Annotated in this window: 13 protein-coding genes; 5 read left to right on the top strand and 8 right to left on the bottom strand. The window is 64.6% G+C overall.

Annotated features, from left to right (window positions below; genetic code table 11):
- Positions 1–22 precede the first annotated feature (22 nt).
- The 5 genes from ACX36O_RS04100 to cysS form a co-directional block, all read right to left on the bottom strand.
- A complete protein-coding gene (locus tag ACX36O_RS04100; protein ID WP_371699259.1) occupies positions 23–1294 on the bottom strand; it encodes an aspartate kinase in 1272 nt (423 codons plus the stop codon).
- A gap of 72 nt (positions 1295–1366) precedes the next feature.
- Positions 1367–2593: a tRNA lysidine(34) synthetase TilS gene (gene tilS, locus ACX36O_RS04095; protein ID WP_488360095.1), complete on the bottom strand. Its 1227-nt coding sequence runs from the start codon at positions 2591–2593 to the stop codon at positions 1367–1369.
- Between the two features lie 30 nt (positions 2594–2623).
- Positions 2624–3601 (bottom strand): acetyl-CoA carboxylase carboxyltransferase subunit alpha, encoded by a 978-nt coding sequence (locus ACX36O_RS04090; protein WP_213359794.1) that lies wholly within the window; start codon positions 3599–3601, stop codon positions 2624–2626.
- Positions 3602–3728: 127 nt separating this feature from the next.
- Positions 3729–4430 (bottom strand): DNA-3-methyladenine glycosylase family protein, encoded by a 702-nt coding sequence (locus ACX36O_RS04085; RefSeq protein WP_213359791.1) that lies wholly within the window; start codon positions 4428–4430, stop codon positions 3729–3731.
- On the bottom strand, positions 4431–5810 hold the full coding sequence (gene cysS, locus ACX36O_RS04080) for a cysteine--tRNA ligase (protein ID WP_213359788.1): 1380 nt from the start codon (positions 5808–5810) through the stop codon (positions 4431–4433).
- 247 nt (positions 5811–6057) lie between these two features.
- Here cysS and ACX36O_RS04075 point away from each other — a divergent pair, with 247 nt between their 5' ends.
- From ACX36O_RS04075 to ACX36O_RS04060, 4 genes are all read left to right on the top strand, one after another.
- A complete protein-coding gene (locus ACX36O_RS04075; RefSeq protein WP_213359785.1) occupies positions 6058–6606 on the top strand; it encodes a tetratricopeptide repeat protein in 549 nt (182 codons plus the stop codon).
- 130 nt (positions 6607–6736) lie between these two features.
- Entirely contained in the window at positions 6737–7444 is a 708-nt protein-coding gene (locus ACX36O_RS04070; RefSeq protein WP_213359783.1) for a peptidylprolyl isomerase, read from the top strand.
- Positions 7445–7499: 55 nt separating this feature from the next.
- The gene (locus ACX36O_RS04065) at positions 7500–8000 is read left to right on the top strand and encodes a peptidylprolyl isomerase (protein ID WP_213359780.1); all 501 of its coding nucleotides are present in this window, start codon (positions 7500–7502) and stop codon (positions 7998–8000) included.
- 83 nt (positions 8001–8083) lie between these two features.
- On the top strand, positions 8084–8935 hold the full coding sequence (locus ACX36O_RS04060) for a UDP-2,3-diacylglucosamine diphosphatase (protein ID WP_213359778.1): 852 nt from the start codon (positions 8084–8086) through the stop codon (positions 8933–8935).
- 99 nt (positions 8936–9034) lie between these two features.
- On the opposite strand, the gene ACX36O_RS04055 is transcribed toward ACX36O_RS04060, so the two are convergent.
- Positions 9035–9328, bottom strand: a complete 294-nt coding sequence (locus tag ACX36O_RS04055; protein ID WP_213359776.1) for a hypothetical protein — start codon at positions 9326–9328, stop codon at positions 9035–9037.
- Positions 9329–9587: 259 nt separating this feature from the next.
- Positions 9588–10721, bottom strand: coding sequence for a JmjC domain-containing protein (locus ACX36O_RS04050; protein WP_488360094.1), 1134 nt, complete (start codon positions 10719–10721; stop codon positions 9588–9590).
- A gap of 14 nt (positions 10722–10735) precedes the next feature.
- Between ACX36O_RS04050 and ACX36O_RS04045 the strand changes: the two genes are divergently transcribed.
- Positions 10736–11290, top strand: a complete 555-nt coding sequence (locus ACX36O_RS04045) for an FKBP-type peptidyl-prolyl cis-trans isomerase (RefSeq protein ID WP_488360093.1) — start codon at positions 10736–10738, stop codon at positions 11288–11290.
- Positions 11291–11398: 108 nt separating this feature from the next.
- Here ACX36O_RS04045 and argJ read toward each other — a convergent pair whose 3' ends face one another.
- Positions 11399–12631, bottom strand: a complete 1233-nt coding sequence (gene argJ, locus ACX36O_RS04040) for a bifunctional glutamate N-acetyltransferase/amino-acid acetyltransferase ArgJ (protein ID WP_488360092.1) — start codon at positions 12629–12631, stop codon at positions 11399–11401.
- Positions 12632–12743: the final 112 nt, after the last annotated feature.

Here is a 12743-nt window from a genome sequence, read left to right as displayed (position 1 = left end):
TATAGCCTAAAACTCGCCACTCTTACGCCTGAGGCGCCTGATCCAGTTCAAATGCACGGTGCAGCGTGCGCACCGCCAGTTCCATGTACTTCTCGTCGATCACGACGGAGGTCTTGATCTCGGAGGTGGAGATCATCTGGATGTTGATGCCCTCGTCGGCCAGCGCCTTGAACATCTTGCTGGCAACGCCCACGTGGCTGCGCATGCCGATGCCGACGATGCTGACCTTGGCAATGCGCGGATCGCCCACCACTTCGGCAGCGCCCACTTCGGGCTGCACCTTGGTGCGCAGCAGCTCCAGCGCGCGCTCGAAGTCGCCGTGATTCACGGTGAAGCTGAAATCGGTCTTGCCATCCTTGCTGATGTTCTGGATGATCACGTCCACCTCGATGTTGGCGTCGGCAACCGCGCCCAGGATGCTGTAGGCAATGCCCGGCTTGTCCGGCACACCCAGCACGGAGATCTTGGCTTCGTCGCGGTTGAAGGCGATGCCGGAGACGATGGCTTTTTCCATATTCTTGTCTTCCTCAAAAGTAATCAGGGTACCGGATTTGGCTTCCTCGTTGATGTCGATGTCCCAGGGGGTGAAGCTGCTGAGCACGCGCATCGGCACCTTGTACTTGCCGGCGAACTCGACCGAGCGGATCTGCAGCACCTTGGAGCCCAGCGACGCCATTTCCAGCATCTCCTCGAAGCTCACGCTGCCCAGGCGGCGCGCCTCGGGCACGATGCGCGGATCGGTGGTGTACACGCCATCCACATCGGTGAAGATCAGGCATTCGTCCGCACCCAGTGCAGCAGCCACGGCCACGGCGGAAGTATCGCTGCCGCCACGGCCCAGCGTGGTGATGTTGTTGTGCTCATCGATGCCCTGGAAGCCGGTGATGATTACCACCTTGCCGGCGTTGAGTTCGGCCTTGACACGCTGGTCGTCGATGGAGTCGATGCGGGCCTTGGTGTAGGAATCGTTGGTCCTGACGGGCACCTGCCAGCCGGTGTAGCTGATGGCGGGCTGGCCTTCGGACTGCAGCGCCAGCGACAGCAGACCCACGGACACCTGCTCGCCCGTGGAGGCAATCATGTCCAGCTCGCGCAGCACTTCCCTGGTGGATTTCTCGGGCGACAGCTCGCGCGCCAGGCCCAGCAGGCGATTGGTTTCGCCGCTCATGGCGGAGGGAACCACCACCACCTGGTGGCCGGCGCGCGCCCATTTGGCGACGCGCTTGGCGACGTTGCGGATACGCTCGGTCGAGCCCATGGAGGTGCCGCCGTACTTTTGAACAATCAGTGCCATAGTGTTATCAGCAATTCATTGGTGCACAGGCCTTGGCCTGCGCGTGGGTAAGCCGTGTCAGCCTCGGCCGGATCAGGACGAGGACGGACAACCCTTTATTGTACCAAGATGTAGTGGCACCCAGTCGAGGCACGCATCCCTGCGTTGTACATAGCCCGCACCGACGCGGATATGGATGCGGTGCCCGCGCGTGGTGCAGGCCGCCAGCACATCCTGCAGGGCACGCATCTGCGCCTCGCTGCCGACCACGCCATGGCGCTGCTTCAGCCACCAGCGCAACACATTCGCCTGCCGCGCCCGGCCGAGCGCCTGCAACGGGCGGATTGACGGCGGATCGCCCACCGCTAGCAGGTCCAGCTGTGCCAGTTCACCCAGCAGCTGGTCGGCCTCGGCCGCCAGCCGGGCACTGCGCGCAAAGCTGGTGCGGAAAGCGGGCATGGCCTGCTCCAGCACCGGAAACAGCTGGTGGCGGAAGCGGTTGCGGGTAAAGCGCAAATCGGCGTTGCTGGGATCTTCCTGCCAGGGAATCTGCAGCTCGCGCAGCCAGTCACGCAGCAACTGGCCCGGCACTTCCAGCAGCGGGCGGGCAAAGGCAGACCCCTGCCGTGTGAAGGCAGTGCCCATGCCGGCCAGACCGGCCACCCCGGCGCCCCGGCTCAGCGCCAGCAGGACGCTTTCGGCCTGGTCGTCGGCATGCTGGCCGAGCAGCACCATGCCGGCGCCCTCCTCCTGCGCCATGCGGGCCAGCGCCGCATAGCGCTCTTCGCGGGCGCGGGCTTCGAGGCTGTCTCCGGCGACCAGCGCCACCGTCACGCGGGCGCTGCGCCAGACAAGACGCCCGTCCAGAGAAAAGCCGCTTGCTCCATGGCCTGCAAGGATTCCGCCGTCCGCAGTGCCTGCCGGATTGCCCAGCAAGGGAGCAGCAGTTGCAGACATGGCCGCCTCATGCACAAGGCGCTCGCAAAGCTGCGCCCCGGTCTGTTCGAAATCATCGGCCGCATCCTGCAGGCCATGATGCACGTGCAACGCCACCACCCGCCGCGGCAAGGCGCTGGCGTCCCGCTGCCAGGCCTGCAGCACCATGCGCCACACGGCCATCAGCAAGGCGGTCGAATCCGCGCCGCTGCTCAGGGCCACCGCCAGGGTGTAGGGCGGTGTGGCAAGCCCCTGCCACCAGCCGCATACGGCTGCGTCAACGGTCGAACGCGGCGCCAGCAGCCATTGCGGCTGCGGCTGCGGCTGCGGCTGCGGCTGCGGCTGCGGCTGCGGCTGCGGTTCAGTATCCGGCAAAGACGTCATGGCAGGCTCTCCCCGCCGCAGCGCCGGCGCTTATTCCTTGTCGGCGCGCGTATCGTTGAAACGGCCGTAGCTCTGCAGGCGCTCGTAGCGGCGGTCCAGCAGCTCCTTGGGCTTGAGATCGCTCACGCCACGCAGCGCATCGCCCAGCGCGCGCTTGAGCAGCGAGGCCATCTGCTTGTAGTTGGTGTGCGCACCGCCCACCGGCTCGCTCACGATCTTGTCCACCAGGCCCAGCGCCTTCAGACGGTGCGCGGTAATGCCCAGCGCCTCGGCGGCATCCTGCGCACGCTCGGAGGTCTTCCACAGGATGGAAGCACAGCCTTCCGGGCTGATCACCGAATACACCGAGTACTGCAGCATCAGCACCTGATCCGCCACGCTGATCGCCAGCGCGCCGCCCGAGCCACCCTCGCCGATGATGGTGGTGATGATCGGCACTTCCAGCTGCGCCATCTCGAAGATGTTGCGGCCAATGGCCTCGCTCTGGCCACGCTCTTCGGCGTCGATGCCCGGAAATGCGCCGGGCGTATCGACAAAGGTGAACACCGGCAGGCCGAACTTCTCGGCCGTCTTCATCAGGCGCAGCGCCTTGCGGTAGCCCTCGGGCTTGCTCATGCCGAAGTTGCGCAGGCCGCGCTCCTTGGTGTCACGCCCCTTCTGCTGGCCCAGCACCATGCAGGGCTGGCCGTTGAAGCGCGCCAGACCTCCGACGATGGACTGGTCATCCGCAAAGTGGCGGTCGCCGTGCATCTCGACGAAATCGGTGAAGATCTCGCGGATGTAGTCCAGCGTGTAGGGACGGTCGGCATGGCGCGCGATCTTGGTGATCTGCCAGGGCGTGAGGTTGCTGTAGATGTCCTTGGTGAGCTGCTGGCTCTTCTTGCTCAGTTGTTCGATTTCCGTCGAGATGTCGACGGCCGATTCGCTCTGCACATAGCGCAACTCCTCGATCTTGTTCTCGAGTTCGGCGATGGGCTGTTCAAAATCCAGAAAGGTCCGTTTGGCCACGGAATGACTCCTCGTTGATGCCGGCAACAGGCCGGCTGGGCCGGAAATGGCTATGGTACTTGGGTGCTATTGTAAATTTGGCCAGTGCCGCAAAACCGGCCGGCCTGCATTTTGGGCGTGCCGCCGGTCAATAGGCCACCGGAAGCGGCGTAAGCGAGCGCCACAGATACCAGGTCGCCACGCTGCAATACGGCTGCCAGGCCTGGGCCACTTCGCGCATGTCGCTGCGGCTGACCGGCTCGCCGGAAAAGTAGTTGTGGCTGATGCCCTTGATCAGCCCCACGTCATCCAGCGGCAGCACGTTCGGGCGCAGCAGGTGGAAGATCAGGAACATCTCGGCCGTCCAGCGGCCAATGCCGCGGATCGCCACCAGCTGGGCGATCACGGCCTCGTCGTCCATGCTCGTCCAGTCGGTCTCGTTCAGGTTTTTCTCGCTGAAATGCAGCGCCAGATCGACCAGGTACTCGACCTTGCGCGCACTCAGGCCGGCCGCGCGCATGTCGTCGATGCGCAGGCGCAGCACCTGTGCGGCATCCAGTTCGGGCGCCAGCGCGCTGAAGCGGTCCCACACGGATTGCGCCGCCTTCACCGAAATCTGCTGCCCCACGATGCTGCGCGCCAGCGTGGTAAAGGCATCGCCGCGCGATTCGAGGCAGGCGGTGCCGTGCTGGGGGATCAGGCGCTTCATCACGCGGTCGCGCCGCGACAGGAGCTTGCAGGCCTCGGCCCAGTAGGCAGGCGTGATCACGCAACTGCCGTCCGCAACAGCGGGGATGGGCGTGCGGGCCTCCGTCACCGGGGAGGCCGGCTCACTGGTACGTGCCTGCATTTACTGCGCCATTTCCCAGGTCGTGCCGGTGGGCGAGTCCTTCAGCACCACGCCCTGCTCCAGCAAGGCCTTGCGGATACGGTCGGCTTCGGCCCAGTCCTTGGCGGTCTTGGCGGCGGCACGGGCATCGATCTGCGCCTGGATGGCGTCGGCATCCAGCGCGGAGCCCGCCTGCAGAAAGCCTTGCGGATCATCCTGCAGCAGGCCGATGCAGCCCCCCAGTGCGCGCAGCAGACCGGCGCGCTCCGGCGACTGCGTGCGGTTGACTTCGCTCGCGAGCTCGAACAGCACGGCCACCGCCTCTGGCGTGCCGAAATCCTCGTCCATGGCGGCCTTGAAGCGTGCGGCGAAGGGATCATTCCAGTCGATCTGCGCCGGCACTTCGGCCTTGACCAGGCTCAGCGCGGTGTACAGGCGCTTGAGCGCCGCGCGGGCATCGTCCAGATGCGCGTTGCTGTAGTTGAGCTGGCTGCGGTAGTGGGCGCGCAGGATGAAGAAGCGCACCGTCTCGGCGTCGTAATCCTTCAGCACCTCGCGGATGGTGAAGAAGTTGCCCAGGCTCTTGGACATCTTCTCGTTGTCCACGCGCACGAAGCCGTTGTGCATCCAGAAACGCACCGGCGCCTTGCCGGTGGCGCCTTCGCTCTGCGCAATCTCGTTCTCGTGGTGCGGGAACTGCAGGTCGGCACCACCGCCGTGGATGTCGAACTGCTCGCCCAGCAGCGCGCAGCCCATGGCCGAGCACTCGATGTGCCAGCCGGGGCGGCCCACGCCATAGGGGCTGTCCCACTTGGCATCATCCGGCTCGCTCGCCTTGGCGGATTTCCACAGCACGAAGTCGAGCGGATCCTGCTTGCCGTCCTGCACCGCCACGCGCTCGCCGGCGCGCAGTTCGTCCACCGACTTGCCGGACAGGCGGCCGTAGTTGGGAAACTTGCGCACGGCATAGTTCACGTCGCCGTTCTCGGCCTGGTAGGCCAGACCCTTGCCCTGCAGCGTCTCGATCAGCTGCACCATCTGCGGCACGTACTCGGTGGCGCGCGGCTCGTGCGTGGGGCGCTCGATGCCGAGCGCGTCGGCATCCTCGTGCAGCGCGTCGATCATGCGGTCGGTCAGGCCGCGAATGGTCTCGCCGTTTTCCAGCGCGCGCTTGATGATCTTGTCGTCGATGTCGGTGATGTTGCGCACATAGGTGACGCGGTAGCCGCTCACCTTGAGCCAGCGCTGCACCACATCGAAAGCCACCATGGCGCGGGCATGGCCCAGGTGGCACAGATCGTACACGGTCATGCCGCACACATACATGCGCACATGGCCGGGTTCCAGGGGAGCAAAAGGCTGTACCTCACGCGCCAGCGTGTTGTAGATTTGCAGGGACATTGTTTCAATCGGTTCGTGGAAGCGGGGTCACCGTGATCATGCAGCACAGCACGCCAAGCCGCAACTGCCATGCGGCATACAGACGTGACCCGGAACGCGGCATGGGGCAGCCGCACACCCAGCATGGTACCGTATCCACGCCACCGCTTGTCCCCGATCACGTGCGACGCCCGGCGAACCTGCAATAATCAGCGCATCACGACCCCGGTCATCCCGGCGCAAGTCGCCGCCAGAATTCCCTTTGCCCATGCGTCTGCCGCCCCTGAACTGCCCCTCTGTTTTCCACCGCCGTGCCAGCTGGATCGCCGCCGCCCTGCTCGGCACCCTGCTCTGCCTGCAGCCCGCCATGGCCCAGGACGGGCCGGTGGGCGCCGACTACCGCAAGGTGCAGCAGATGATCGGCAGCGGCAACCTGAACGGTGCCAGCCAGGCGGCAGACGCCTATCTGGCCGGCAACCCGCGCGATCCGCAAATGCGCCTGCTCAAGAGCCGCATCCTCACGGCCCAGGGCCAGAAGGATCAGGCCCGCGCCATGCTGATCGCGCTCACGCAGGAATACCCCGAAATCCCCGAGCCCTTCAACAATCTGGCCGTGCTGTATGCTGAAAGCGGCGAGCTGGGCTTGGCGCGCGAGGCGCTCGAGGCAGCGCTGCGCAGCAATCCAAGCTACGCCACCGCGCTGGAAAATCTCGGCGACGTCTACCGCCGCATGGCGCACGACAGCTACAGCCGCGCCCTGGCGCTGCAGCCCGGCAATGGCGCCCTGCGCGCCAAGGTCCAGGCCGCGGGCTCCTGAAGCGCAGGCCGCAGCGGCCTGCCTCCACCGCCGATTGCCAGTCTTACCCTTGCACACATTGCGCTGGCGCAGGGCACTGGATAATCCGCATCAGTCTCCATCCCTTGCCCGAACGAAGAGGATTTCCCCCATGCCACTGACCCGTCGACAACTGCTTCCCTTGGGCCCGCTGGGCAGCCTGCTGATTGCCGGCTCGCTCGCTCTTGGCGCTGGCGCCGCCGTGGCTGCCCCCAAGGCCGCTGCCGCACCCCAGGTGCGCTTCAATACGTCCATGGGTGATTTCGTGATCGAGGTCTACCCCGACAAGGCCCCCAAGACCGTGGCCAACTTCCTGCAGTACGTGCGCAGCAAGCACTACGACGGCACGGTGTTCCACCGCGTCATCAACAACTTCATGATCCAGGGCGGCGGCTACGACACCCGCTACGTCGAGAAGGCCACGCGCGCACCGGTGCCGCATGAAGGCCGTCAGTCTGCCAAGGCCGGCCTGCGCAACACCGTGGGCACCGTGGCCATGGCACGCACCAACGACCCCAACTCCGGCGCTGCACAATTCTTCATCAACGTGAAGGACAACAGCTTCCTGGATCCGGTGCAAATTCCCGATGGGGATCCGGTGGCCAAATTCGAGTATCAGGGCCGCACTTACACCAACGTTCCGCGCTCCAGCCTGCTGCGCTCCAGCCAGCTCTACGGCTACACGGTTTTCGGCAAGGTGGTAAGCGGCATGGACGTGGTCAACCGCATCAAGGCGGTGCCGACCGGCGGCAATGCCCAGTTCCCGAGTGATGTTCCCAAGCAGGCCGTGGTCATCAACTCGGCCACGCAGATAAAATAAGCCATCCCCGCGGGCCGTCCGGCCCGCTTTCTTCATAACGAGATCCACAACGACCATGAGCACTGTAGAACTGCACATTGCCAACCTCGGCACCATCACCCTGGAACTGGACGCTGAAAAAGCCCCCATCACCGTCGCCAACTTCCTCGAGTACGTCCGCAACGGCCATTACGACGGCACCGTGTTCCACCGCGTGATTCCCGGCTTCATGGTGCAGGGTGGCGGCTTCGCCCCCGGCATGCAGCAAAAGCCCACCGCCAAGGAAATCCAGAACGAAGCCAACAACGGCCTGAAGAACGACAAGTACACCATCGCCATGGCCCGTACCTCGGCACCGCACTCGGCCAGCGCCCAGTTCTTCATCAACGTGGCCAACAACGACTTCCTGAACCACACCGCTCCCACGCCGCAGGGCTGGGGCTACGCCGTGTTCGGCAAGGTCACCGGCGGCACCGAGGTGGTGGACAAGATCGCCAAGGTCGCCACCGGCCGTCGCGGCTTCCACGATGACGTGCCGAAGGAAGACGTGGTGATCGAGAAGGCCGTGGCGCTGTAAGCGCCTGCCGCCAGCGCCACGCTGTTTCCAAGCCACGCAGGGCCTTGCTTGCGTGGCTTTTTCATGCCCTGCCCCGAGCCTCCATGTCTGACTCCCTCTCTCCCGCTACTCCGGATACTGCACTGGCCCACGTGATCGCGCCCGCCAGCTGGCGTTGCGTCGATTTCGTTTCCGACCTGCATCTGCAGCAGGACGACGCCACCTGGCAGGCCTTTGCCCGCTATCTGCAGCAGACGCCGGCCGATGCGGTGTTTCTGCTCGGAGATATCTTCGAGGTGTGGGTGGGGGATGACGTGACCGGGTCAGCCGAACATGGTTTCGAACGCGCAGTGGCCGCTGCCCTGCGCACCGCCGGCGCGACGCGTGCGCTGTATTTCATGCATGGCAACCGCGACTTTCTGGTCGGCCAGACCTTCTGTGCCGAAGCCGGCATGACGCTGCTGCAGGATCCCTGCGTACTGGAGTGGCCCCAGGCTGCCGGCGCCAGCGAGCGCATCCTGCTCAGCCATGGCGATGCACTCTGCATCGACGATACCCAATACATGCAGTTCCGCGCCCAGGTGCGGCAGCCGGCCTGGCAGCAGGCCCTGCTGCAGCAAGCGCTGGAACAGCGCCTGGCGCTGGCGCGCCAGTTGCGCGCGCAGAGCGAATCGCGCAAGAATGAATTGGGAGTCGAAGGCTATGCCGATGTGGACCACCCGCTGGCCTGCCGCTGGCTGGCGGAACATGGCTGCCACACCCTGCTGCATGGCCATACGCACAAGCCGGCGGAACATGTACTCGATGCCTCGCACCAGCCGCCCTTGCGCCGCCTGGTGCTGGGTGACTGGGAGATGGGCGGCCATCCTGTGCGGGGAGACGTGCTGCGCTGGTGTCCTGGCAAAGACCAGCCGTGGGACCGTGTGCCGGCAGTCAGCTACGCCACGGGTGATTGAGCCGCTCGTGCCGCTCTGCCGGAATGCAGACGCAAGAAAGCCACCCTAGGGTGGCTTTCTTGTTGCTTGCCACGGCGCGAGGCCGTGGCAAATATCCAATTACTTGGAAGCAGCAGCGGAAGCAGCGTCAGCAGCAGCGGTAGCGGCGGCGGAAGCAGCGTCACCAGCAGCAGCAGCGGCTTCGGAAGCAGCGCCAGCAGAAGCGGAAGCAGCGGAGTCAACTGCGGTAGCAGCAGCGGAAGCAGCGTCAGCAGCAGCGGAGGAAGCTTCCACAGCAGCGGAAGCAGCCACGTCAGCAGCGGAAGCGGCCTGCACAGCAGCTTCTTCTTTCTTGCCGCAAGCGACCAGAGCAGCAGCAGCGATCACGGAAGCGATGACGAGAGACTTGTTCATTGGATATCCTTGTATGTCAGGTGAATAAAAACAATTTCCGGAAATTGTTCTTACCGTTTCGGCAAAAACAGAGGCGGAACACCCGAGCTCCACCTCTGCGTTGAATTATAGGGAAAGCCCGGATATTTCTGACATTGCCTGACGCCTTTCCTGACAAAAACGTCAACTTCGTTGTATCGATGTGACAGAAATCCGTCAGTTTTCTGCGACCTGCTGCATGCCGAAGGTCAACGGAGCAGATTTTGTGGGGACGTTCGCCTTACTGGCCGTCGTGCAGCCAGCCAGCATCCACCCAGGACAGCATCAATTCGCGAGCCGACTCGCTGGCACGCTCCACCGCTTTGGGCTTGAGCATGCGCTCGTCGGCCAGCTTGCGCATCAGCCTCGCGTCCTTGCCGGCAGCGCGGTAGCTTTCGCCGTTGATGAAGATATGGTGCTCGTCATACAGCATGCGGCTGCGGCGGTCCAGCCGGACACCACCCGGCTGCAGTCCGGTTGGCTCCTGCTCGGGCGCATCGAACCAGACGTTGGCCTTGGGTTCGGTGAGGTATTCGCCCAGCGCGCACGCGATGTTTTCGCCATCGAGCATGGCAGCATGAACGGCGTCGAAGGCGAACTGCTGCATGGCCTGCGGGATTTCCGCGCCCTGCTCCACGGCCGGCTGGCCGGCATCCTTGTACAGCTTTTCCCCCAGGGCATCCTCGGCCGGTTCGGCCATGCGCAGCAATAGTTCACGCGCAAGATCGCCTTTCTGCGGCACGCGGAAGCCGATGGAGTACGTCATGCATTCGCCCACCGCTACCCCATCGTGCGCCCAGCCCGGCGGCAGGTAGAGCATGTCGCCCGGATCCAGCACGAATTCCTCCTCGGGCTGGAAATCGGCCAGGATTCGCACCGGCATGTCGGGTAGCAGCGTACGGTCCTTCTGGCGGCCGATGCGCCAGCGACGCTGGCCATGCGCCTGCAGCAGGAATACGTCGTAGCTGTCGAAATGCGGACCGACGCCGCCGCCATCGCTGGCGTAGCTGATCATCACGTCGTCCAGACGCGCATCGGGAATGAAGCGGAACTGCTGCATAAGCGCATGCACGCGCTCGTCGTGCAGGTCCACGCCCTGCACCAGCAGCGTCCATTGCCGCTGCTTCCAGGCGGGCAGCCTGGTCTTGGGGAACGGGCCCTTGGCAAAGGTCCAGCCTTTGGCGGTGCCCGAAGTGATCAGGCGCGATTCGACGTCATCGCGCTCGGCCAGCGCGGCCAGTTCGCGGCGATCGAGGAACGGCTGGAAGCCTGGGATGGCCTGGCGCACCAGCAGGGGCTTGCGCTGCCAGTGGCGGCGCATGAATTGCACGGGCGACAAATTGCCGAGCAGGGGAAGAGCTTGGTCGGTGTTCATGGGACAATTGTGCAATGGAAAATTCATCCGACAAGACTCTGGTAACCGATCAATCGGTCGTGGCGCTGACCTGGATCATGAAAGACATGCAGGGCGAGGTGCTGGACGAACTGCAGGAGCCGGTCGAGTTTCTGGTGGGCGGCGACGACCTGCTGGAGGCCATCGACAAAGGGCTGCTGGAGCACAAGGTGGGCGATACCGTCGAACTGCATCTGGAGCCGCACCACGCGTTTGGCGATTATGACGAAGAGAAGGTCTTTCTCGAGGCGCGCAAGTGGTTCCCGGCCGAACTGGAAGAAGGCATGGCCTTCGACGGGCACGCTTTGCCCGCGGGCTGCAATGCGGATATTCCCAAGGATGCGCTGTACATCGTCACCGACATCTATCCCGACCATGTGGTGCTGGACGGCAATCATCCGCTGGCCGGTATCGGGCTGGAACTGCGCATCAAGATCCACAGCGTGCGCGAGGCGACGGTGGACGAGGTGGGGCGTGGCTCGGCCGGCACCGGCTTCTTCAAGCTGGAATCGGGCAGCACGCTCATGCCGGGGAACGATACGCTGCACTGAGCAGTCGTCGACTGCAATGGCATGGCGACCGACCGGTCGCCATTTTTTCTCCTGTTGTTCGCTCTGGCAGGTGCTGCCCGGGCAGCATTGCGCCTGCCGGTGCCTTTATCAGGAACGATAATCTGCGTTGATGCTGACGTAATCGTGGCTCAGGTCGCAGGTCCAGACGGTATCGCTGGCGGCGCCGCGGCCCAGATCCACACGCACGGTGATTTCGGCCTGTTTCATCACGCGCTGGCCCTGTTCTTCCTGGTAAGCGGGATTGCGGCCGCCCTGCGTGACCACGTGCACGTCGTCCAGATAGAGTTCGATCTTGCCCTGGTCCAGATCGTCGATGCCGGCGTAGCCGACAGCGGCCAGGATGCGGCCCAGGTTCGGGTCGCTGGCGAAGAACGCCGTCTTGACCAGCGGCGAGTGGGCAATGGCGTAGGCGGCCAGACGGCATTCTTCCTGCGTCTTGCCGCCATCCACGCGCACGGTGATGAACTTGGTGGCGCCCTCGCCGTCACGCACGATGGCCTGGGCCAGCTGGCGCGAGACGTCCAGCATGGCTGCCTTCAGCGCCTGACCGGCGGCGCTGTCCAGACTGGTGATTTCGGCGTGCGCGGCCTTGTTGGTGGCGATGACGACGAAGGAATCGTTGGTGGAGGTGTCGCCGTCGATGGTGATGCGGTTGAAGGAGCCATCGGCCAGCTCGCGCGCCAGTTGCGCCATCACGCCCTGGCTGACGCGTGCGTCGGTGGCCAGAAAGCCCAGCATGGTCGCCATGTTGGGACGGATCATGCCGGCGCCCTTGCTGATGCCGGTGACGGTGACGGTCACGCCATCCACCTCGGCCTGGGCGCTGAAGGCCTTGGGCACGGTGTCGGTGGTCATGATGCCTTCGGCGGCCTGCGCCCAGTTGCCGGGCTGGGCATCGGCGATTGCGGCGGGCAGGCCGGCGACGATGCGGTCGACCGGCAGGTTTTCCATGATCACGCCGGTGGAGAACGGCAGGATCTGCCGAGGTTGCACGCCCAGCTCCTTCGCGAGCGCCACACAGGTGTCGCGCGCAGCCTGCAGGCCGGAAGCGCCCGTGCCGGCATTGGCATTGCCGGTGTTGATGACCATGGCGCGGATAGCCGCCTGACCGCCCTCCAGATGCTCGCGGCAGACCTGCACCGGAGCAGCGCAGTAGCGGTTGCGCGTGAACACGGCGCCGACAGAGGCACCCTCATCCAGCAGCAGCACGGTCAGATCCTTGCGGTTGGCCTTGCGCACGCCGGCTTCGGTCACGCCCAGGCGCAGGCCCTGAACGGGATGCAGGTCTTCGGCACGGGGGGCAGTCAGGTTCACGGGCATGGACAAATCTCCGGGAGACAAATCGTTGGTAACAGTGCGGGTCGCAATTTTTCAATTGTGCCGCCAAAAAAGCAGAAAACAGGCACGAGGCCTGTTTTCCGTGGGAAGGCAA

It is taken from the genome of Brachymonas sp. KE5 (assembly GCF_057773645.1).
This window is presented reverse-complemented; position numbering and strand designations above follow the sequence as displayed.

What these genes read in the sequence shown, in the direction of transcription:
- ACX36O_RS04100 (WP_371699259.1), bottom strand. Translation starts at nt 1,294, where the DNA reads ATGGCACTGATTGTTCAAAAGTACGGCGGCACCTCCATGGGCTCGACC.
- tilS (WP_488360095.1), bottom strand. Translation starts at nt 2,593, where the DNA reads ATGACGTCTTTGCCGGATACTGAACCGCAGCCGCAGCCGCAGCCGCAG.
- ACX36O_RS04085 (WP_213359791.1), bottom strand. Translation starts at nt 4,430, where the DNA reads ATGCAGGCACGTACCAGTGAGCCGGCCTCCCCGGTGACGGAGGCCCGC.
- cysS (WP_213359788.1), bottom strand. Translation starts at nt 5,810, where the DNA reads ATGTCCCTGCAAATCTACAACACGCTGGCGCGTGAGGTACAGCCTTTT.
- ACX36O_RS04075 (WP_213359785.1), top strand. Translation starts at nt 6,058, where the DNA reads ATGCGTCTGCCGCCCCTGAACTGCCCCTCTGTTTTCCACCGCCGTGCC.
- ACX36O_RS04070 (WP_213359783.1), top strand. Translation starts at nt 6,737, where the DNA reads ATGCCACTGACCCGTCGACAACTGCTTCCCTTGGGCCCGCTGGGCAGC.
- ACX36O_RS04065 (WP_213359780.1), top strand. Translation starts at nt 7,500, where the DNA reads ATGAGCACTGTAGAACTGCACATTGCCAACCTCGGCACCATCACCCTG.
- ACX36O_RS04060 (WP_213359778.1), top strand. Translation starts at nt 8,084, where the DNA reads ATGTCTGACTCCCTCTCTCCCGCTACTCCGGATACTGCACTGGCCCAC.
- ACX36O_RS04055 (WP_213359776.1), bottom strand. Translation starts at nt 9,328, where the DNA reads ATGAACAAGTCTCTCGTCATCGCTTCCGTGATCGCTGCTGCTGCTCTG.
- ACX36O_RS04050 (WP_488360094.1), bottom strand. Translation starts at nt 10,721, where the DNA reads ATGAACACCGACCAAGCTCTTCCCCTGCTCGGCAATTTGTCGCCCGTG.
- ACX36O_RS04045 (WP_488360093.1), top strand. Translation starts at nt 10,736, where the DNA reads ATGGAAAATTCATCCGACAAGACTCTGGTAACCGATCAATCGGTCGTG.
- argJ (WP_488360092.1), bottom strand. Translation starts at nt 12,631, where the DNA reads ATGCCCGTGAACCTGACTGCCCCCCGTGCCGAAGACCTGCATCCCGTT.